This window comes from Enterococcus sp. DIV1682a, from assembly GCF_051711005.1.
In the GTDB taxonomy this organism is placed as follows: domain Bacteria; phylum Bacillota; class Bacilli; order Lactobacillales; family Enterococcaceae; genus Enterococcus_B; species Enterococcus_B hirae.
Genome location: NZ_JBIOLT010000001.1, coordinates 928,738 through 949,117, shown reverse-complemented (window position 1 = coordinate 949,117; position 20,380 = coordinate 928,738). Strand labels below are relative to the sequence as shown.

Annotated in this window: 18 protein-coding genes; 1 reads left to right on the top strand and 17 read right to left on the bottom strand. The window is 38.1% G+C overall.

The window, feature by feature from the left end; all coding sequences use genetic code 11:
- Positions 1-11: 11 nt before the first annotated feature.
- The 13 genes from IGJ23_RS04415 to fabT form a co-directional block, all read right to left on the bottom strand.
- Positions 12-839, bottom strand: a complete 828-nt coding sequence (locus tag IGJ23_RS04415; protein ID WP_207433199.1) for a transporter substrate-binding domain-containing protein — start codon at positions 837-839, stop codon at positions 12-14.
- Between the two features lie 981 nt (positions 840-1,820).
- On the bottom strand, positions 1,821-5,489 hold the full coding sequence (locus tag IGJ23_RS04410; RefSeq protein ID WP_438772353.1) for an immunoglobulin-like domain-containing protein: 3,669 nt from the start codon (positions 5,487-5,489) through the stop codon (positions 1,821-1,823).
- Positions 5,490-6,519: 1,030 nt separating this feature from the next.
- Positions 6,520-7,305 carry an acetyl-CoA carboxylase carboxyl transferase subunit alpha gene (locus IGJ23_RS04405; protein ID WP_010738133.1) on the bottom strand — a complete coding sequence of 262 codons (786 nt, stop codon included), beginning with the start codon at positions 7,303-7,305 and terminating at the stop codon, positions 6,520-6,522.
- On the bottom strand, positions 7,298-8,167 hold the full coding sequence (accD, locus tag IGJ23_RS04400) for an acetyl-CoA carboxylase, carboxyltransferase subunit beta (RefSeq protein ID WP_010738134.1): 870 nt from the start codon (positions 8,165-8,167) through the stop codon (positions 7,298-7,300). Before accD ends, IGJ23_RS04405 begins: the two co-directional genes overlap by 8 nt.
- Complete coding sequence (locus IGJ23_RS04395; protein WP_010738135.1) at positions 8,168-9,547, bottom strand: acetyl-CoA carboxylase biotin carboxylase subunit; 1,380 nt, start codon at positions 9,545-9,547, stop codon at positions 8,168-8,170.
- Positions 9,548-9,554: 7 nt separating this feature from the next.
- Positions 9,555-9,974 (bottom strand): 3-hydroxyacyl-ACP dehydratase FabZ, encoded by a 420-nt coding sequence (gene fabZ / locus IGJ23_RS04390; protein ID WP_010719672.1) that lies wholly within the window; start codon positions 9,972-9,974, stop codon positions 9,555-9,557.
- A 23-nt stretch (positions 9,975-9,997) separates the two neighbouring features.
- Positions 9,998-10,492 carry an acetyl-CoA carboxylase biotin carboxyl carrier protein gene (gene accB / locus IGJ23_RS04385; protein WP_010738136.1) on the bottom strand — a complete coding sequence of 165 codons (495 nt, stop codon included), beginning with the start codon at positions 10,490-10,492 and terminating at the stop codon, positions 9,998-10,000.
- Between the two features lie 2 nt (positions 10,493-10,494).
- Positions 10,495-11,730, bottom strand: coding sequence for a beta-ketoacyl-ACP synthase II (gene fabF / locus IGJ23_RS04380; RefSeq protein WP_010719674.1), 1,236 nt, complete (start codon positions 11,728-11,730; stop codon positions 10,495-10,497).
- 17 nt (positions 11,731-11,747) lie between these two features.
- Complete coding sequence (fabG, locus tag IGJ23_RS04375; protein WP_207414787.1) at positions 11,748-12,485, bottom strand: 3-oxoacyl-[acyl-carrier-protein] reductase; 738 nt, start codon at positions 12,483-12,485, stop codon at positions 11,748-11,750.
- Complete coding sequence (fabD, locus tag IGJ23_RS04370; protein WP_438774653.1) at positions 12,476-13,411, bottom strand: ACP S-malonyltransferase; 936 nt, start codon at positions 13,409-13,411, stop codon at positions 12,476-12,478. The genes fabG and fabD overlap by 10 nt, the downstream gene beginning before the upstream one ends.
- Before the next feature lie 110 nt (positions 13,412-13,521).
- Positions 13,522-13,746: an acyl carrier protein gene (locus tag IGJ23_RS04365; protein ID WP_438774652.1), complete on the bottom strand. Its 225-nt coding sequence runs from the start codon at positions 13,744-13,746 to the stop codon at positions 13,522-13,524.
- 46 nt (positions 13,747-13,792) lie between these two features.
- Positions 13,793-14,755 (bottom strand): beta-ketoacyl-ACP synthase III, encoded by a 963-nt coding sequence (locus tag IGJ23_RS04360; RefSeq protein ID WP_438774651.1) that lies wholly within the window; start codon positions 14,753-14,755, stop codon positions 13,793-13,795.
- 9 nt (positions 14,756-14,764) lie between these two features.
- Positions 14,765-15,205, bottom strand: a complete 441-nt coding sequence (fabT, locus tag IGJ23_RS04355) for a fatty acid biosynthesis transcriptional regulator FabT (RefSeq protein ID WP_010719678.1) — start codon at positions 15,203-15,205, stop codon at positions 14,765-14,767.
- 345 nt (positions 15,206-15,550) lie between these two features.
- Here fabT and IGJ23_RS04350 point away from each other — a divergent pair, with 345 nt between their 5' ends.
- Positions 15,551-16,423, top strand: coding sequence for a GIY-YIG nuclease family protein (locus IGJ23_RS04350; RefSeq protein WP_438775068.1), 873 nt, complete (start codon positions 15,551-15,553; stop codon positions 16,421-16,423).
- Between the two features lie 343 nt (positions 16,424-16,766).
- On the opposite strand, the gene IGJ23_RS04345 is transcribed toward IGJ23_RS04350, so the two are convergent.
- The 4 genes from IGJ23_RS04345 to IGJ23_RS04330 form a co-directional block, all read right to left on the bottom strand.
- Complete coding sequence (locus IGJ23_RS04345; protein WP_010719680.1) at positions 16,767-16,997, bottom strand: YkuJ family protein; 231 nt, start codon at positions 16,995-16,997, stop codon at positions 16,767-16,769.
- Between the two features lie 86 nt (positions 16,998-17,083).
- Positions 17,084-17,971, bottom strand: coding sequence for an NAD(P)-dependent oxidoreductase (locus IGJ23_RS04340; protein ID WP_088775583.1), 888 nt, complete (start codon positions 17,969-17,971; stop codon positions 17,084-17,086).
- An 89-nt stretch (positions 17,972-18,060) separates the two neighbouring features.
- Positions 18,061-19,284 (bottom strand): glycosyltransferase family 4 protein, encoded by a 1,224-nt coding sequence (locus IGJ23_RS04335; RefSeq protein WP_010719682.1) that lies wholly within the window; start codon positions 19,282-19,284, stop codon positions 18,061-18,063.
- Between the two features lie 17 nt (positions 19,285-19,301).
- Entirely contained in the window at positions 19,302-20,345 is a 1,044-nt protein-coding gene (locus IGJ23_RS04330; RefSeq protein WP_438774650.1) for a glycosyltransferase, read from the bottom strand.
- Between the last annotated feature and the right edge of the window lie 35 nt (positions 20,346-20,380).

Below are 20,380 nucleotides of genomic sequence, written 5' to 3'. Positions count from 1 at the left end.
CTGACTGACCTCTATTCTGCCGCTGTTTTTTCAGCTAATTCGTTATTTTTTTGAATAAATTCCTCAATTTTTCCTTCGTCATTCAACTTTTTGATGATTTGGTTTAATTCTTTTTGTAATTCACTGCTTTCTTTAGGTAACGCAATAGCAAAGGCTTCATCAGGAGCTGGCTCAAGTGAAATATCAGCGATCATCAGATCAGGATTTTGGGCGATATATGATTCGGCGATCGTTTTTTCAACGACTGTCGCAGCTAATGAGCCTTGGTTAACTTCAACGATCATGTTGGGAACTTTGTCGATTGTCACAAGCTTCGCACCTTTCAGTTGCGTCTTAACTAATTCCTCTTGAATTGATCCCTTTTGAGCACCCACATTTTTATCTTTTAGGTCATTCGCATTGCGATAGATTTCTTTATTTTTTTTGTTGATGATCACCACTTGTGGTGGGTTGTAATAATTGTCTGTGAAGTCTAATTGTTGTTTTCTTTCATCTGTGGCAGAAATCGCAGAGATAGCGAGATCTGCTTTCCCTTCTTTTAAGGAAGCTAAAACGGTATTGAAATTCATATCTGATACTTCAGCTTTTACTCCTAGTTCTTTTGCGATTGCTTTAGCTAAGTCAATATCAGATCCTACGATTTTATCTTTCCCGTCAACCATCGTATGAAACTCAAACGGCGCGTAATCAGCCGACGTAGCTACTTTTAGTACCCCGCTTTTTTTAATCGCTGCTAACTGATCCTTTTCCTGACCTTGAGCAGTCGTATTGCTGCTGCCACATGCACCTAAAGTCGCTAGTGTAAACAGTACCGTTAACATCCCAAAGAATTTTTTCATGTCATTTTCCTCCTACGTTAAAACTTTTGTATTAAGTGAAGTAATTATAGCATGAAACTTTCAAAAAAAAAGCATTTTTTGTATATTTATTTAAAAAAATGTATTTTAAGGCGAATATATTGTATATAAAACAAATAAAAGAATAATTATTTTAGAATAGTTTTCAATAAAATGAAAAAGAGCCAAGAACGAAAAAGTCATCCTTAGCTCTTTTACAGATGTAACCACAGATAAGATTAGTTAATCTCCCGCAAGAAGACAAAAGTCATCAAACATTCAAGAAGGAAATTTTGGAAATTCTACTTCTTGATGCGAAACACTCTTTATGTGCAAATAATATTTATCAGAGTTCAATTAGATCTGGGAATCAAATTCCATGTCTGATTACTAGTATTTTTCATTGTTCTACTGATAATAGGATTAAAATCAGTTAGATTATTGTCTTCTAGATCCTATCTACACTCACATTAGAATCCTTATCTTGATAACAAAAACAGCGGGAATCTAGTCCGTTATAACCGCCGTTCACTCTGAGTGTATTCTAGTCTGCAGTTGGATTGTTTGCGCAAAATTCATTCACACTATTGGAATGCTAGTAGAACCTTGCACTTATCCAAAGAAAAGAAACGGAGACAAAAGCAGCATCTTCGGAAAATTAGTCGGAATTAATTGATACTAAACATGTTTGTTTCAACCCCTTCTGTGCTCAACTAAGTTTCCTATTCTAAGTAATTCTCAATCAGCTTGTTTGACCAACTAATTATGCAGCTGATTAATTCTAAATAATCTTAGAATCATCGTATGGTCTCTAAACAGATCTTATTTTACTAAATATAAACCTCTGTACACATTCCGGTATTCCTCATTTAGCTCAACCTGTTTGAATTTTGAGCGTATCTTAAATCAAGAAAACTGAGACATTGATCAGATTTTTTCTAATCAATGCCCCAGTTTTTAGACTTACATTAATTTGTTTTTTCCTTAATTAACAGAAACTGTTTGGTTTTCAGCCAATAAGTTGCCACTGCCATCATAGAAATTCATTGTTACTTGATCATCAGCTTTGATTAGGTCTGGCTTCACATAATAACTGATTGCCCCATCCTTAAAGCTCCCACCTTTACTGATCAGTTTACCATTGACAAACAAGTGCCCTTGGTGAACTTGAGTATCAGAACCATAGGCTCCTTTGATCGTTTGTGTGCCGATTTTATAAGTCAATTCGTTGATTTCAGCTGTTGGTGTTTGAATAGTGACATCAATCTCTGATCCTGGAATTTGCTGTCCTCGATTGTTGGCACCCATCAAGACTACTTGATCATCTTCTGACACTTTAAGGTTTCCTACATAATAACTGAACTTGCCATCTTTGAAGCTACCGCCTTGACTAACTTTTTCGCCATTGGCCAACAAGATTCCTTGGTAAACATCGCCTGTGTAGTTTCCTTCGATCACTGTACTGATTCCCACACGATGGGCTTCTGTTAATTGACCCAGTTGTTCTCCTATAGTCACTGGTTGTGGGTCCCCTAGTGGTGTATCGAATTTATCATAGCCTTGAATCGTTGCTTGATCCCCTGCTTTGATGATTTGAGAGTTCACATAATAGCTAAACTTGCCATCTTTATAGGTTCCGCCCCAACTAACGACTTCTCCATTTACTACTAATTTCCCTTTATGGATATCCCCCGTGTAAGTTCCAGTAATGGTTGAATCACCCAACTGATACTCGTCCACTTGATCAATTGATCCTGAAGATTCGGAAATCACTTCAATCTCTTTGGAATCTATCAATTTCTTCTCTTTGTTGTAGCCATCTAATACGACTTTGTCGCCGAATTTTAATTTGCCAGCACCAACATAATAGCTGAATTGACCATCCTTGAAGCTACCGCCCCAGCTGACAACTTTGCCATTAACGGTTAATCGGCCGAGAGACATATCCCCTGTGTAGGTTCCAGTAATATTGACATCTCCTACATGATATTCTTGTGGTTTCAACTCACTTTTCACTAGTTCTGCCACATAAGTTCCTGCCGTTAAATCACCAGTGCCGTAATTTGCCATAAAGTCAGCAGGTGAATAGCCTTTGGACTGACCATCTTCACGAATCCAATTTCCTGTCAGCTGATCTCCATCGTTCAGTGCTTTCGGTGCTGATAACTTAGTGTCTTCAACCGCTTTAAAGTGATCACCTAGAATTAATTTCTTAAGCGGAACTATAAGAAACATATCACTCATATCTGTTACTTTGCTGGTATCAAACCCACTTAAATCTAAACTTGTTACGCTACTCATACCTTCAAACATATAACTCATATCTGTTACTTTGCTGGTGTCAAAGTTGCTTAAATCTAGACTTGTTAAGTTACTCATATCGTAAAACATAGCATACATATCTGTTACATTACTGGTATCAAACCCACTTAAATCTAAACTTGTTACGCTCCTTAGTCCTCCGCCAAACATCCACTTCATATTTGTCACGTTACTGGTATCAAACCCACTTAAATCTAAACTTGTTATGCTGTTCATACCACGAAACATTTCACGCATATCTGTTACGTTACTGGTATCCAGCTGACTCAGCCCATCGATTTCAGTTACATTTTTAAGGTACGAATAAGAAAATAGGTTGCTAGAATCTTCTGGCGCCACTACTTTTCCAGCCAAGACAATTTTCTTGATGGCTTCACTATCTACTTTGTCGCTGTTCCAAGGTGATTCTTCATAGCCACTTAATTCACCTGCTTCGATCGTCAATACCCCTGTATTTTCATCAAACATATACGGACTAGTGCCCCACGTGCCTGTTTCAACGGAAACATACGTGCCAGCAGTCAGATCACCGGTGCCATAGTTTTTCATGAAATCTTCTGCTGTATAAACCTTCCCTGTGCCATCTTCTCGCTTCCAGGCAGAAGTAAGTTTTGCATTTTCGGAGCCTGATTCTACAAATTTAAAGGTATCTCCTAGAATTAATTTCTTAAGTGGAGTATCAACAAACATATCACGCATATCTGTCACTTTGTGAGTGTCAAAGTTGCTTAAATCTAGACTTGTTACGCGACTTAAACCTTGAAACATCATATACATACCTGTTACATTACTGGTATCAAACCCACTTACATCTAGGCTTGTTATGCTACTCATATTTTTAAACATATAATTCATAGATGTTACGTTACTAGTATCAAACCCACTTACATCTAGATTTATTACGCTACGCATATCGGAAAACATACAACGCATATCTGTTACGTTACTGGTATCTAGTTGACTCAACCCTTCGATTTCAGTTACATTCTTAAGTTGCTTACCAGTGTAAGTTGAACTAAACAAATAGCCAGAATATTTTGGAGCCACTACTTTCCCAGACAAGACAATTTTTTTGATTGCTTCATAATCCACTGTTCCGCTGTTCCATGGTGATTTTTCATAGCCACTTAACTCACCTGCTTCGATCGTCAATGTCCCTGTGTTTTCATCAAAATTATACGGACTGGTACCCCACCATCCTGTAGCAGAAACGTACGTGCCAGCAGTCAAGTCACCGGTGCCATAGTTGTTCATGAAATCTTCTGCTGTATAAACCTTCCCTTTACCATCTTCTCGCTTCCAGGCAGAAGTAAGTCCTGCTTTTCCGTAAAATGATTCTACAAATTTAAAGGTATCTCCTAGAATTAATTTCTTAAGTGAAGTATCAGCAAACATATCAGCCATATCGTTTACTTTACTGGTATCAAAGCCACTTACATCTAGACTTGTTATGTTACTCATATCTTTAAACATATAAGTCATATATGTTACGTTACTGGTATCAAAGCCACTTACATCTAAACTTGTTATGTTACTCATATCTTTAAACATAAAACCCATATCTGTTACTTTGCTGGTATCAAAGCTACTTACATCTAAACTTGTTACACTGCTCATACCATAAAACATATTACTCATAGTTGTTACGTTACTGGTATCCAGTTGACTTAACCCTTCGATTTCAGTTACATTCGTAAGATCCTTACCAGGGGTACCTGTACTAAATAAGTAGCTAGAATCTTCCGGAGCAACTACTTTCCCAGCCAAGACAATTTTTTTGATGGCTTCAAGATCCACTGTTCCACTGATCCATGGTGATTCTTTATAGCCACTTAACTCACCTGCTCCGATTGTCAATACTCCTGTGTTTTCATCAAAAGTATACGGACTGGTACCCCACGTGCCTGTTATCTTAGAAGCAGCTGCCACATTCGCTTTTTGCGCTACTTTTGGTGCTTCAACTGTTGGATTAGTTGCATCCCCTTCGCTGTCGGCAGTCGGTGCTGTTGCTTGCTCTTGTTCTTTTGCTTGGTCTTGGGTGTCATCCGTTGTTTCATCAGCTGCTTCATCGGTTGTTGCTAACGAATCACTAGCTGTAGTGGTTGAATCCGTTGGGTTTACTAACGGATCTGTGACGTTTTGTATCGTTTGATCGATGACTTCTTTTGCTTCATTCGCCTGTGTTTGTTCAGTAGCAGTTTCAGCTGTTGGTGTCAAAGTATCCGCTAATGCCATCGTTGGTGCGATCCCGGTATTTCCCATCACACCAGCCACCGCAAACATCGTTAATAGCTGTTTCTTACGTTTTGCTGTTAATTTTTTCTTACTCATATTTACTCCTTTTTTGCTCTTATTTTTGATCATTATTTTCTCGTCAATACCACTTCATCAGCTTTAGGTGTTTCCCCTGTTTTCAATTGATGTCTCTTCCCAATGTCCATTTTGTTACGAAGCTGACAAAATCGTATGGATCATCTCCCCTGTAGCATTTATTTTACTTGTTCTAATCAAGAGTAAACGCTCAATATAACTAATTAATATTCTTGAATTTTGATCGTTTACCATAACTGTTTTGTTGTATGTATTTTTTTCATTGATTGAGGAAATCATTCAAGCTTTCTCTACTACTTATCATCTGAAGAAATTTTGCATCTACATGTTACGATTTATGTAAAGGTTCATAAGTGGCAGAATAACCTGCAACCTTTTAGACAGGAGAAAGATTTAAATATATCAAAAAAGGAAGTGGAGACAAAAGTAGTTAGCATCAAGAAATAAGAAGGGATTCCCGAAAATTGACAAGAAACACAAAAACTAGTTTTTTGCTGTTGATTGTTACCTACTTGGTGCTTCTCAAATTTTTCGTAAATTTCAGCAGATTTTCCGAATACGCTGCTTTTGTCTCATGTTTATTCGTTTTTAGAGATACTAGAAGCGACTGAGACAAGTTCTGTCCCAGTCTCCTTAAAAAATTATAGAGCCCATATTCATGCCAACCAAATGGTAGACACATAATTATATTCAACAGAGCGATTATCGCATTCCCATTTATGAAATCTCTGATGAATGATAGAGGATAATTTCCAATCCTTGTATTCCAATGTTTTTTAAAAAAGCAGACAGGTTAATAAAAAAACTATCAACGTGAACTAACAAAAAAATCTGAGACAGAATGAGATTCATTCTGACCCAGATTTGATTTCACACCATTCATCAGTCCTTAATGACAAAGAGTCGAAAAACTCAAAAAGCAATCGACCTCCAAAGCTACTCCTGTCATCTAACAGGAAACGGTGGGTAGGTCGATTGCTTTATTCATTCAATTTGGTGCATAACTGTTTGTTTTATTCTTTATAACTGTTTAAAATTTACGGAATCTTTGATAACGTCGTTCAAGCAACTCTTCAGTGGAAGTTTGACATAGTTCGGTCAATTTTTCAATCAATGATTTTTGTAACATTCGACTGACTTTTTCTTTACTTAAAGCTTGCCCATTTACTGTTTCCGGTATCACACGATCGATGACATCTAATTCTAATAATTCAGCTGCCGCAACTTTCATTAATTCAGCCGCTTCAGCTGCTCGACTACCATCTTTCCACAAAATCGATGCAAAACCTTCAGGAGATAAGACAGCATAAATCGTCTGTTCAAGCATCCAAACTTCATCAGCTAAGCCAAGAGCCAATGCTCCTCCGCTTCCACCTTCACCGATGATGATTGCAATGATTGGTACTTTTAGATCAGACATCTCTAATAGGTTTCTGGCAATCGCTTCTCCTTCACCACGTTCTTCTGCACCGACACCACAATAGGCACCAGCAGTATTAATCAGTGTGATAATAGGACGATGGAATTTTTCTGCCTGTTTCATCAGACGAAGTGCTTTACGATAGCCTTCTGGATGAGGCGAACCAAAATTTCTGCGAATATTTTCTTGAAGGTCTCGTCCTTTTTGGATCCCAATAACTGTGACAGGTTTTCCATCTAATTTGGCAACCCCACCAACGACTGCTTCGTCGTCTCCAAACAAACGATCGCCATGAAATTCTTGAAACCCCTCAAAGATATCTTCAAAAAAATCAAGACTCGTCCAACGATCCTTTTCACGCGCCAGTTGAACGATCTCATGTGCTGTTTTATCCATGATTTATCCAACCTTTCTGCGTATGCATTTCCAACAAATGATGGATCGTTTCTTTTAGTTCTTTTCTAGGAACGATTTGATCAACAAATCCATGGGTAAGTAGAAATTCTGCTTTTTGGAAATCTTCCGGTAATTCTTGTTTGATCGTTTGTTCGATCACTCGTCTACCGGCAAAACCAATCAAGCTTTGGGGTTCAGCCAGGATCACATCGCCTTCCATTGCAAAACTCGCTGTTACGCCGCCTGTAGTTGGATCGGTCAATACTGTTAGATAAAACAAACCGGCATTGCTATGACGTTTGACAGCTGCTGAGATTTTTGCCATCTGCATCAAAGAAAAAATACCTTCTTGCATTCTGGCTCCTCCAGAAGCAGTGAACAAGACAACGGGTAAGCCAGCTTTTTCAGCCCGTTCAAACAAACGGGTGATTTTCTCACCTACAACGGTTCCCATACTGCCCATGATGAAATTAGAATCCATGACACCAATCGCAAATGGCAGACCGTGAATCGTTGCTTTTCCTGTCAATACCGCTTCATGCAATCCTGTTTTTGCTTGCATAGTTTGGATCTTTTCTTGATAATCAGGGAAGTTCAAGGGATCTTTCGTTACTAAGTCCGTGTCCCATTCTTCTAAACTTTTTTCATCGATGATCAATGCTAATCGTTGCCAAGCACCAATACGAAAGTTATAACTACAATGAGGGCAAACCTTCTCATCACCAATATCTTTTGTATAAATGATGTGTTTACAATTAGGGCATTTAGCCCACATATTATCTGGAATAGACGGCGCATTCGTTGGTTGTTCTGCTCGATTAGGATTAATTCGAATGTATTTTTTCTTTTTGAATAAAGCCATCTACTCTTCTCCTATCTCTGTTTCAGGTGTCCAGTTCGGTAAAAAATCTTCTTGTAAAAAGGCGGTACTATAGTCCCCTGCGATGACTGCTGGATGACTGATTAAATCCATTTGGAACTCCGCGTTCGTGATCACTCCATCGGTAACCACTTCGCTTAACGCTCGTTGCATTTTCATCAATGCCTCAAAGCGAGTGTCTGCATGAACGATCACCTTAGCAATCATTGAATCATAATAAGGTGGAATCGTATAGCCAGAATAAACGGCACTATCAACTCGAACGCCCATGCCTCCTGCTGGTAACAAAAGGTTTTTGATTGTTCCAGGTGATGGTGCAAAATGAAAAGCCGGATTTTCTGCATTGATTCGACACTCAATGGCGTGACCAGAGAATCGCACATCTTCTTGTTTGATTTCCAACGGTTGTCCCGCAGCAATTTCAATTTGTTTTTTTACCAAGTCAATGTTTGTAACCATCTCAGTTACCGGATGTTCGACTTGGATCCGCGTATTCATTTCCATGAAATAAAATTCTCCCGCTTCATCCATTAAAAATTCAATCGTTCCAGCATTTTCATAATTAACCGCTTTGGCTGCACGAACTGCCGCAGCTCCTAATTCTTCTCTTTTATTCTGAGAGATGACCACTGAAGGGGATTCTTCTAATACTTTTTGATTATTTCGTTGAAGAGAACAATCTCGTTCGCCTAAATGAAGGACATGCCCATAATGATCACCAAGGATCTGTACTTCAATATGTCTTGCTGGATAAATGATTTTTTCTAAATACATTTCATCATTTCCAAAAGCCGCTGCTGCTTCTTGCTGCGCAGAAGAAAAATGTTGCGGTAATTCTTCTTTTGATAAAACTTTACGAATCCCTTTTCCGCCACCGCCAGCGGCAGCTTTAAGCATGACCGGATAACCAATCTTATCCGCTACTGTTAGTGCTTCTTCAACTGTTGATAATACGCCATCACTTCCTGGAATAACAGGTACATTGGCTTCTTGCATCAAGCGACGTGCATTGATTTTATTCCCCATCGCATCGATCGTTCGACTCTTTGGACCAATAAAAGCAATATTACATTCTTCACACATAGAAGCAAAACGGCTATTTTCAGATAAGAACCCAAAACCTGGGTGAATCGCTTCTGCTTTGGTCACGATGGCTGCACTCAAAACTGCTTGGACATTCAAATAGGAGTCCGTCGCTTTTGCAGGACCAATACAAATTGCTTCATCTGCCAATTGAGTATGCAATGCGTCAGCATCTGCTTGTGAGTAAACAGCAACAGTCTGAATACCAAGCTCACGACAAGCGCGAATAATTCGTACGGCGATTTCGCCACGATTAGCTATCAAAACTTTTGAAAACATAACTCACCTATCCAATCATAAAAGTTAATTCAGCTTCAGCAACTTTTTTGCCATCCACTTTTGCAATTCCTTTACCAATACCAGCAGAAGATTTGATTTTCGTAATTTCTACTTCAAGATACAGTGTATCCCCTGGAGTGACTTTTCGACGGAATTTTGCTTTGTCTAAACCACCAAAATAAGCAGTCTTTCCTTTAAATTGTTCCAAGGATAATAACGCAACTGCTCCTGCTTGTGCCATCGCTTCAACGATCAAAACACCTGGCATCACAGGTTCTTCTGGAAAGTGACCTTGGAAAAATGGTTCGTTGATCGTCACATTTTTCTTTGCAATGATTCGTTCGCCTTCCACCATTTCTTCGACACGATCAATCAGCAATAGCGGATAACGATGTGGTATGATTTCTTTAATTTCTTGAATGTTCATATTGCTCCTCTTTCCTCTTTTGCTTAATTTGGTTGAATTCTAAATAGTGGTTGATCGTATTCAACAACCGCTTCATTTTCAACAAGAATCTCAACGATTTTCCCATCGACTTCGCTTGTGATTTCATTCATCAATTTCATTGCTTCAATGATACAAATCACTTCACCTTTTTTGACACTATCTCCCACTGACTTAAATTGTGGTTTATCAGGGGCAGGTTGTAAGTAGACGATTCCAACAATCGGTGATTTTACCTCGACACCTTCGAAACTTTCTTGTGATGCTTCGACAGATGCTTGAGGTGCTTCACTAACTGGCGTTTGTTGGATTGGTGTTTGAGGTACTACCGTATCTCTAGGCGCTTCTGTAGCTACTGGCATTGGAGCCATTGTTCCCATTCCACGACTAGATTCATTTTTATTCATATATAATTCAAATTGACCTTCTCTTAAATCAAATTCAGTTAAAGTAGATTGATCGAATTGACTGACTAATTCCTTGATCTCATTGATATTCAAGATTATTCCTCCCAGCGTTTCATACACAAGACCGCATTGTGACCACCAAAGCCTAACGAATTGCTCATTGCATAAGTCAATTGCGCTGGTTTGCTTTCGTTGATGACAACGTTCAAGTCAATTTCCGGATCTTGTTTTTGGACATTGATGTTTGGTGGAATAAATTGATGTTCCAGCGCCATTAAAGTAGCTAACGCTTCAATCCCTCCAGCTGCACCTAATAAGTGTCCAGTCATGGATTTCGTACTGCTGACATATGTTTCTTTGAATGAATCACCTAATGCTAGTTGGATCGCTTTTGCTTCTGCTTGATCATTAGCGGGTGTACTTGTCCCATGGGCATTGATATAGCCAACATCTTCTGGCTTAATACCCGCTTCATCCATGGCTAATTTCATTGCTTTGGCAGCGCCTGAACCATCTGGTGTAGGAGCAGTCATATGGAACGCATCACAATTAGCGCCGTAACCAACGATTTCTCCATAGATTTTTGCACCACGAGCTTGAGCATGTTCTAAAGATTCGATCACTAAGATACCCGCTCCTTCGCCCATCACAAAACCGTTACGTTCTTCATCAAAAGGAATCGAACCACGAGTAGGGTCTTCAGCATTCGATAGAGCTGTTAGTGCAGCAAAGCCAGCAATTCCCATTTCACAAATTGTTGCTTCTGCCCCACCAGCTAGAATGACATCTGAATAACCATGTTTGATATTGCGGTAAGCTTCACCAATAGCATTCGTTCCGCTCGCACAAGCAGTAACGATTGCTGTACAAATCCCTTTAGCACCTACACGTAGTGCAATGTTGCCGGCAGCCATATTTGCAATAGCCATTGGAACAAACATTGGTGAGACACGTTGCGCGCCTTTTTCGTGTAATCGGATCACTTGGTTTTCGATCGTTGGCAATCCGCCGATACCGGAACCAACAATGACACCAAAACGATCTTGATCGATTTTCTCTTTATCTAGACCGCTCATCCCTAATGCTTCTAGTGCTGCATAGATCCCATAAATCGAGAACATGTCCATCCGTTTGCTGTCTTTTTTTACAAAATATTTATCGTATGGGAAATCTTTGACTTCACCTGCTAGTGTGATTCCAGTTTCTGTGGCGTCAAATTTAGTAATGGGAGCAATCCCATTCGTTCCTTTTTGCAAACTATCTAAAAAGCTTTCAGCATCATTACCGATTGGTGAAGTGACACCATAGCCTGTAATTACTACTCGATTCATTATTGTTTTCCTCCTTTTTATCCGTGCATCACGAGACCGCCATCAACATTGATGACCTGTCCAGTGATATAAGGACTCTCTGCTAAGAAAATCGCAGCATTCGCAACATCTTCCACGCTGCCAAAACGTTGCAGTGGAATTTGTTTTACTACTTGCTCTTTGACTTTATCAGATAACACTTCGGTCATATCCGTAGCGATAAAACCAGGAGCAATGGCATTACATGTAACACCGCGTGCTGCCGCCTCACGAGCAACAGATTTTGTAAAACCAACGACACCTGCTTTGCTTGCTGCGTAATTTGCTTGTCCGACGTTACCAATCAAGCCTGAAACACTTGACAAGTTGATAATTGCACCTTCACGTTTTTTCATCATTTTCTTTAAAACGTGTTGTGTCATATTGAATGTTCCTGTTAGATTGATATCTAAACAAGCTTTAAAATCTTCTGCTGACATGCGCATCAATAATTTATCGTTCGTAATCCCTGCATTATTGATTAGAATATCGATTGATCCTAATTGTTTTTCTGCTTCTTCTACCATCAAACCAGCTTTTTCATAATCTGAGATATCGCCAGAAACACCGATGCAGTTCACACCTTGAGCTTTGATCTCATTGATTTTTTCTTCTGGAATTGCTTTTCGTCCATTTAAAACGATGTTTGCGCCTGCTTTTGCAAAAGCTAGCGCCACAGCGGCACCAATTCCTCTTGTGCTACCTGTAATAAATACGTTTTTTCCTGTTAGCTCCATAACATGCCTCCGATACTTGTCATTGTTTCTTCTAAAGTTTGTTGATTTTCTACTCTTAAAACCGGAATCGTTTTATCGATTTTCTTCATAAAGCCACTTAATACTTTACCTGGTCCAACTTCGATCACGCGTTCCACACCAAGTTCTTTTAATTGATGGATGCTTTCATAAAAATGTACCGGCTTCATCACTTGTTGTTCAAGCAGAGTCGGTATCCGATCTTTGTTCATGATTTCAGTTGTCGTATTACTGATGACAGGAATTGTTGGCTCATTAAAAGTGATCGCTTTTAGCTCAACGGCTAATTTTTTTGCTGCTGGCGCTAAGATTGCTGTATGAAACGGACCACTCACATTAAGTGGAATCATTCGTTTGATGCCTTTTTCTTGCATGATTCTTACTGCTTCATCCACTGCTTGTTCTTCACCGCCAATTACGATTTGTTGGGGTGTATTATAATTTGCAGGCGAAACAATTCCTAATCGTTGAGCTTCCAAACAGCTTTCTTCAATCACTTCTACAGGTGCATTCATAACAGCTACCATTTTCCCACTACCAAGTGGTGCAGCTTCAGTCATATAAGCCCCTCGTTTTGCCACTAAAGCGACTGCTTCACTAAATGACAAAGCTCCACTAGCTACTAAAGCGGAATATTCGCCTAAACTTAATCCTAGAGCAGCTTGAGGTATAATCCCTCTTTCTTTCAACAAACGATAAAAAGCAATGCTGACCGTTAAGATTGCTGGTTGTGTATAAGCGGTTTGATTGAGTCGTTCATTTTCTGAAAAACACAATTCCGCCATATCATAGCCTAGAATATCACTTGCTTCATCAAACGTTTCTTTGACGATAGTTTCTTGATAGAGATCTTGTCCCATGCCTGGATACTGAGCGCCTTGTCCGCTAAATAAAAATGCTGTCTTCATGTATTTTCTCCAATATTTTTAGGATATATGCTCATGTCTTGATTTATTAAAAAGGACCAAGACACTCCTATTTAAGGAAAATGTCCCAGCCCCCAACCTAATCTTAATGATTATGCAGTTTGTTTTTCAACATAAGTTACTAAATCTTGAACTGTTTTGATGCCGTCTTCTGTTTCGATTTTCACGTCAAATTCGTCTTCGATTTCATTAATGATTTGGAATAAATCCAAGCTATCAGCTTCTAAGTCTTCTTGGATGTTTGTTGTTAATTTGATTTCTTCTGTTTCTTTTCCTAACTCTTCTGCAATAATTTTTTGAATTTTTTCGAATACCATACTATATATTCCTCCGATATTGTTTACAATTTTATGTTTTATCAGCTTACATTTCCATGAGGATACTTCCCCATGTTAAACCTCCACCGTAACCTGTAAATACTACTTTTTGTTTTTTTCCTAAAGTGATTTGCCCACTAGCTACCGCTTCATCTAATAGGATTGGAATACTTGCAGCAGAGGTATTTCCGTATTTATCCATATTGGTTAAGAATTTTTCTTGCGGTATTTTTACCTTGCGTGCAATTTTCTCAATGATTCTAAGATTTGCTTGATGTAAAAGCAGATAATCAACTGACATATTTTGAGTGATGTCTTTAATGTTTTTTGCAACGTCTCTTACAGCAAAATCAAAGATATCTCTTCCTATCATTGATAAATAAAAAGAGCCTTTTGCATCCTTTACATACACCGGTGATCCGTTCGAATGATAGCCAGCTGTGAGTGACGATCCTCGAGTGCCATCTGCTTCCAGATGTTCTGCAATTATTTTCTGCTCTGTACCAGCTTCAAGTAACACACCACCAGCACCATCACCAAACAGGACAGCCGTTGAACGATCAGACCAATCGATTAATTTGGATAATGTCTCGCCACCAATCACTAATCCTTTATTTGAACCGCACCGAATCATTTTCTCTGCCATGCTTAAAGCATAAACAAAGCCTGAACATGCTGCACTAAGATCAAATGCAATTGCATTTGTTGCACCAAGTTTACCTTGAACTTGGACAGCCACAGAGGGTGTCGTAAAATCAGGAGACATGGTTGCTACAAGAATGAAGTCAAGTTCTGTCGGATCGATGTTCTTTTTTTTGATGAGCTTTTCTGCTACTAAATAGCAAAGATCAGAAGTTTCTTGATCTGTGACGCAACGCCTTTGTTTGATACCTGTTCGCGATGAAATCCATTCGTCTGAAGTGTCCATCATTTTGGAAAGATCATCATTGGTAATGATTTTTTCGGGAAGGACACTAGCTGTTGCTGTGATCGTTCCAAATTGTTCCATTAAAAATCCTCACTTGTAATCTCGCAAAAAATCATGCAAGTTTTTCAATGCAGCCAGTAAAGCTTGCTGTTCGTCGGTAGCCATGCCATCCAAGATATTTTTGACCATTTCACGATGAAAGTGCTGATGGACACGATATAAAAGTTTGCCTTTTTTTGTCAGTCCTAATTTCACCACTCGTCGATCATCTTCACTTCGAATGCGTTCAACATAGTCTTTCTTTACTAACTTATTGATAGCAGTGGTCAAGGTCCCAACAGTAATCGACAGTTCTTTGGCTACTTCTGAAGTCGTTTTTTTCTTGTACATACCGATTGCCTCGATCGTATGCATCTCTGTAATTGACAAATCTTTGAACTGAGATTTTTTTAATTCAGATTCTTCGATTGTCAAAATATCATTGAAGACACTAACAAGATAATCATTTACTGTTTTCAAATCTGGTTCCATGTTCCACCATCCACTAATTAGTTTGATTATCAAATCATTTGATGTTCAAACTATATCTTAACTTTTTTCAAAATGCAACCTAAAAAGCTCATTTTTTTCGATTATGAACTTTTTCTAAGAAAAAATTCATTTTAAAATCCTATTAAATCAACAATCACCCATTTAAACATTAAAAATATTTCTCAAATAAATATTTTGATTATCAAACTATTTTTACTTAAGACTCAGCAAACGAAAAGGTTGTTCCTTTGCCGTAAATTTGATATAGTATTTTTTGATAAAAAAGGAGAAAGAACGTTGAAAGAAAAAGTAAAAAAACTCCCCTTGCTTCCTGGGGTATACTTGATGAAAGATCATACCGGAACTGTGATTTACGTGGGAAAAGCGAAACAATTAAAAAATCGTGTAAGTAGTTATTTTCGTCATAGTAAACAACATTCAAAAAAAGTTCGCCGATTGATTCATCATATCGCTGACTTTGATTTTGTCGTCGTGGATACTGAATTAGATGCACTATTGTTAGAATGTCAATTAATCCAGTACTACCGCCCTTTTTACAACCGTCAAATGAACTATTTTAGTAACTATAATTATTTACATATTACAAATAATGGTTTTTCCCTTTCGGATATGCCACTTGCCCGTACTTACGGTCCCTTTCGACTTTACAAAAAAATGCCGGCTATTTTACGCATCATTGAAGAAACCTATCAGATGCCGTGGCTGTCTGAAATCAGCCTTTTAGCTTTAAATACACAATTACCGAAAATGAATCAGTTGTCATTTGAACAAAAGAAAAAAGAGATTCAAAACCTGCTGCAAGGGCGCAATAAAAAACTAATCACTTACTTGAAGAAAAGGCAAAATCATTTTATCGAACAATTGAATTTTGAAAAAGCTGCCCAAATCCAACAAGATATTGAGTTATCCACAGCTTTCATTAAAAGAATACAGGCGCAGAAACTATTTCTAAGGACGCCTAAAATCACTTTCCATCTACCTCTGGCAGCGGACGAAACGAAACAAAAACATTATTTAATTTGTTACGGTCAACTGGCTGAAACGGCCATTACGTCTAATGATGAATCTCCTTATTTTTATTATGAAAATGCAAAAGCTGGTTTGTCCTTGAAGCGACAGTTGCAAAAAGAAGAAATTGACCCCGTCCTTATACTAATGAGTTACCATAAGAAAATTCTCGCCCAAAATGAATTGTAAAATAAAAAGAAACCTTGAACTACCAAACATTGGTCTACAGTTCACGGTTTCTTTTCGTTGTTTTATCCATTTAACCAATTATTCCCCCTAATCTTCTCACTAGCCGAAAAAAATCTAAGGAAAAATAGGCGTCACACTTTTTCTTCTGTTCATCGGAGCAATCTCTTGCTGATACGAACGCTTGTGGATAGAACACGCCCATCCTGGTCACTTCAAGAAGACTTCTTACGAACGAAGCCTGATCCATTAAGCCATAAAAAAAGCAGCTCTAAAGCACCAAGAGAAAATTTTCTAAAAAATCCTCTCTTGGTTGCTCAGAGCTGAACGCTTCTGTCATGATCTTTTATTGGATCAAGTCATAAATTTCCATTGCAACGATATCGATATTGTCAAATTCATATTGTTGATGTGAATCTGTTTCAGTTAATTCAAATGTTTCAGTTGCTTTGTCATAAGTAACTGTACATTTTTCAACGCCCTCTTTTTCAAAACGACGGACTTGCAGTTCATTATCTGCTGATTCGACCATTGCCTCCAGTCGTTTAATGATTGCAACTAATTGTGAATGTGCCATCGGAGGTCCTCCTTTTCTTATTTCTGTTATATTGTAACAAAAGCACAGACGACTTGCATTGATTTTCTCCAAAAAAAGCGAGTTTTTTAAGATTTTTTTTCTGGGTTCTTTCCTTCAGGCCACCAAAGCTTAATCAATGCTTGAGTACCGTCATTTTCAAATCCCTGATCTGCTAATTGTTCATATAATTTTAAAGCTTGCGTTGTCGCTGGTAACTTCAATGCCATTTTATCTGCTTCATCTAACGCAATTTTCAAATCTTTAATAAAATGTTTAACAAAAAATCCTGGCGTATAATCCTCTTTTAAAATACGAGGAGCATAATTACTTAATGACCAGTTTGCCGCACTGCCTCCTGAGACTGTTTCAATGACTTTTTCAAAGTCAAGTCCTGCTTTTGAAGCATAAGCAAGTAACTCGGTCATGCCTGTCATAGTCCCTGCAATCATGATTTGATTTGCCATTTTCGCATGTTGTCCTTTTCCTGCTGTCCCATGTAAAGTAAAAGTGGATCCCATCACTTGAAACAAAGGTAAAACTTTTTCATAGACACTTTTTTCACCACCAACCATGATTGTCAAAGTGGCATTCTTCGCACCCAGATCTCCACCTGAAACTGGTGCATCTAAAGCAGCTGCGCCTTTTTCTGTGGCTGTTTTTGCAATTTTTTCTGCAAGCGTTGGGGTACTAGTTGTTAGATCAACCAAAATTCGATCTTGGACATCCGTTGCAAAGATCCCATTTTCGCCATAGTAAATTTCTTCTACATCTTTGGGATAACCAACCATCGAAAAGATGATCTCACTATTTTTAGTGACATCTTTAGGTGTTTCAGCCCAAATGGCTCCCTTTTTGACTAGCTCATCCGTTTTTGCTTTTGTTCGATTATAGACAGTTACTTCATGTCCTGCGTTCATAAGATGCTCAGTGATTGCGCGTCCCATGACTCCTGTCCCGATAAAACCTAATTTCATATTCGTGACCTCCTAAAAATCAAAAAATCTTTGTCTCTATGCTAAGTATACGCCAGAAACAAAGATTTTTTTAGGATAAATACCTAAATTTATCGTTTAAATGAATTTAATTTGATTTTTATTCTTTCGATGGATGCCTCTTCTTCTTTTCGTTGCATTTCTTTTTCATGATAGATAATCATATCTTCATAAAATTCAATCATCGCTTCGCCAAAGTGCGTAGAGGAAATATCATATAATTTTGATTCCAATACTTTTTGGTCACGAGGGACTTCACTTTTTATATAATCAATAAGTGCTGGTGCGAAATCCTCATCGGTTTCAAATGTTTTCCCAAGGGAGGGATGATCAAACAAACGATTAAGATAAGCATTTCCCTCAATTACACAAGGTGTCCCTGAAGCCATTGCTTCCGTATAAGTTAAACCTTGTGTTTCTGAAGTTGAGGCACTAACAAAGTAATCAGCAGCTTTATAATACAATGCCACATCTTCGTTATCGACTTCTCCAGTAAATTGGACAAATTCATCCAATGCTAGTTCGTTGATTAGCTCTTGCAACTCTTCAAGGTAAGGCCCTTTGCCAACGATCACCATTCGTGCATTGGGATACGCTTTTAGAACTTGGGGAAACCCCTGGACCAATGCTTGAATATTTTTTTCATAAGAGATACGACTTAAAGATAAGATCATTAACTCATCATCTTTGATATTCAGCGATCCTCTGATTTCTTTGATAGCTTTTTGCGTGATTCCTTCCCTTTTAAATTTCTCAATATCGATCCCTGTAGGAATCACTCGAAGTGGTGCGACAACACCATAACTTCTTAATGTATCAATTACTCGTTCACTGGGACAGACAACCCCGGTTGTATGGTTAACAAATAAGCGGGAGAGATATCTGACATGAGATTGACGTATTACTTTGCCTTTAGCAATATAGTGTAGATAATCTTCATACATCGTATGATACGTATGGATCAATGGTATTTTCAGCTTTTTAGCAACCATTTTACCTAAAATCCCTGCACCAAATTCTGTATGAGTATGAATCAGTTCTAATTCAAGTTCCTTCGCTACTAAATAAGCGTACCACATACCTCGTACCACTATTCGCCGATCTTTAAAGGAAACGAATGGAACACTCGGCATACGAATGACGTCTTTTTCTATTTTATCAGCATTTGGATCGGTTGTCGTAAAAATATAGACTTCATGTCCATGTTTTTCTAGTTCATTTTTTAAGGTTTTGATCGATGTAGCAACTCCGCTTACCTGCGGAAAATAGGTATCGGTAAAAAAGCCAATTTTCATGATTTTTTGCCTCCAAACTACCCTTTATTATTTTGTCTTTCATTTATGGAAGAATCTGCTTCTTTTAACACTTGTGTATACACCAGTTTCAGTTGCTCACCAATTTTCTCAATACTTCGTGCTTGGGCAGTCTGATAACCAGCTGCCACTAGACTAGGGACTTCTTCTTCCACGATCTTTTTGATCAATACGGTAAATTCTTCATTAGAGCGACCCATGTAACAATTTTTTTTATCTTCTAACCAGCCATCATAGACTGGAATGTCTCGTACAAGAACATTTTGCTTACTTGCTAGTGCCTCTAATACTACAATTCCTTCTGTTTCTTCATAAGATGGGAAGAAAAAAAGGTCAGCGCCTGAGTATGCACCCTCAATAATTTCTCCCCGAATATATCCTGGAAAGATCACATTATCTGGGTGTTCTTCTTTCACAATCTGTCGGATATTTTTTGGGATCGAATACATAGGTACATGTCCAAACCAAATAAATGTATATTCTGGAAGTTTTTTTGCAATTTCTACAAAATCAATGATTCCTTTACGAGCAAAAAAAAGGCCAACACAGATAATCACTTTCTGATCTGGTGATAATTTGAAATAGTCGCGAAATTTTTGTTCTTTGATTGGATCTGGTTGATATTTTTTTAGATCAATCCCATTTGATATCGATTGGATCGGTAAATCTATGCCGTAACTTTCCAGTAATCTTTTAGAATATGGCGTAGGTGTGATGAGATAATCCGCCTTTTGATATAATCCCACTAAATATTTTTTTACTAATGGCGATAATTGATTAGAGCCAATAAATGAGTTACGAAAATCTTCCTCTGTTGAGTGAGCATGATAGACGATCTTCTTGCCGTCTTTTCTTGCTTTATTGACCATATTGTGACTATTGATACCATATGTATTGATGTGTAAGATATCATAGTCATCTTTACTATCTAGCGTGTAGGGAATCCCCATTTCTTTTAGAGCACGTTTTTGGTGGTCAAGCGCTCGTCCAATACCAGATTTCGCAAGTATTTTTTCACTTTCAAAATATAATAATACCTTCACCTTACGTCCTCCTTCATTTATATAGTATAACATAG

What these genes read in the sequence shown, in the direction of transcription:
- IGJ23_RS04415 (WP_207433199.1), bottom strand. Translation starts at nt 839, where the DNA reads ATGAAAAAATTCTTTGGGATGTTAACGGTACTGTTTACACTAGCGACT.
- IGJ23_RS04410 (WP_438772353.1), bottom strand. Translation starts at nt 5,489, where the DNA reads ATGAGTAAGAAAAAATTAACAGCAAAACGTAAGAAACAGCTATTAACG.
- IGJ23_RS04405 (WP_010738133.1), bottom strand. Translation starts at nt 7,305, where the DNA reads ATGGATAAAACAGCACATGAGATCGTTCAACTGGCGCGTGAAAAGGAT.
- accD (WP_010738134.1), bottom strand. Translation starts at nt 8,167, where the DNA reads ATGGCTTTATTCAAAAAGAAAAAATACATTCGAATTAATCCTAATCGA.
- IGJ23_RS04395 (WP_010738135.1), bottom strand. Translation starts at nt 9,547, where the DNA reads ATGTTTTCAAAAGTTTTGATAGCTAATCGTGGCGAAATCGCCGTACGA.
- fabZ (WP_010719672.1), bottom strand. Translation starts at nt 9,974, where the DNA reads ATGAACATTCAAGAAATTAAAGAAATCATACCACATCGTTATCCGCTA.
- fabF (WP_010719674.1), bottom strand. Translation starts at nt 11,730, where the DNA reads ATGAATCGAGTAGTAATTACAGGCTATGGTGTCACTTCACCAATCGGT.
- fabG (WP_207414787.1), bottom strand. Translation starts at nt 12,485, where the DNA reads ATGGAGCTAACAGGAAAAAACGTATTTATTACAGGTAGCACAAGAGGA.
- fabD (WP_438774653.1), bottom strand. Translation starts at nt 13,411, where the DNA reads ATGAAGACAGCATTTTTATTTAGCGGACAAGGCGCTCAGTATCCAGGC.
- IGJ23_RS04365 (WP_438774652.1), bottom strand. Translation starts at nt 13,746, where the DNA reads ATGGTATTCGAAAAAATTCAAAAAATTATTGCAGAAGAGTTAGGAAAA.
- IGJ23_RS04360 (WP_438774651.1), bottom strand. Translation starts at nt 14,755, where the DNA reads ATGGAACAATTTGGAACGATCACAGCAACAGCTAGTGTCCTTCCCGAA.
- fabT (WP_010719678.1), bottom strand. Translation starts at nt 15,205, where the DNA reads ATGGAACCAGATTTGAAAACAGTAAATGATTATCTTGTTAGTGTCTTC.
- IGJ23_RS04350 (WP_438775068.1), top strand. Translation starts at nt 15,551, where the DNA reads ATGAAAGATCATACCGGAACTGTGATTTACGTGGGAAAAGCGAAACAA.
- IGJ23_RS04345 (WP_010719680.1), bottom strand. Translation starts at nt 16,997, where the DNA reads ATGGCACATTCACAATTAGTTGCAATCATTAAACGACTGGAGGCAATG.
- IGJ23_RS04340 (WP_088775583.1), bottom strand. Translation starts at nt 17,971, where the DNA reads ATGAAATTAGGTTTTATCGGGACAGGAGTCATGGGACGCGCAATCACT.
- IGJ23_RS04335 (WP_010719682.1), bottom strand. Translation starts at nt 19,284, where the DNA reads ATGAAAATTGGCTTTTTTACCGATACCTATTTTCCGCAGGTAAGCGGA.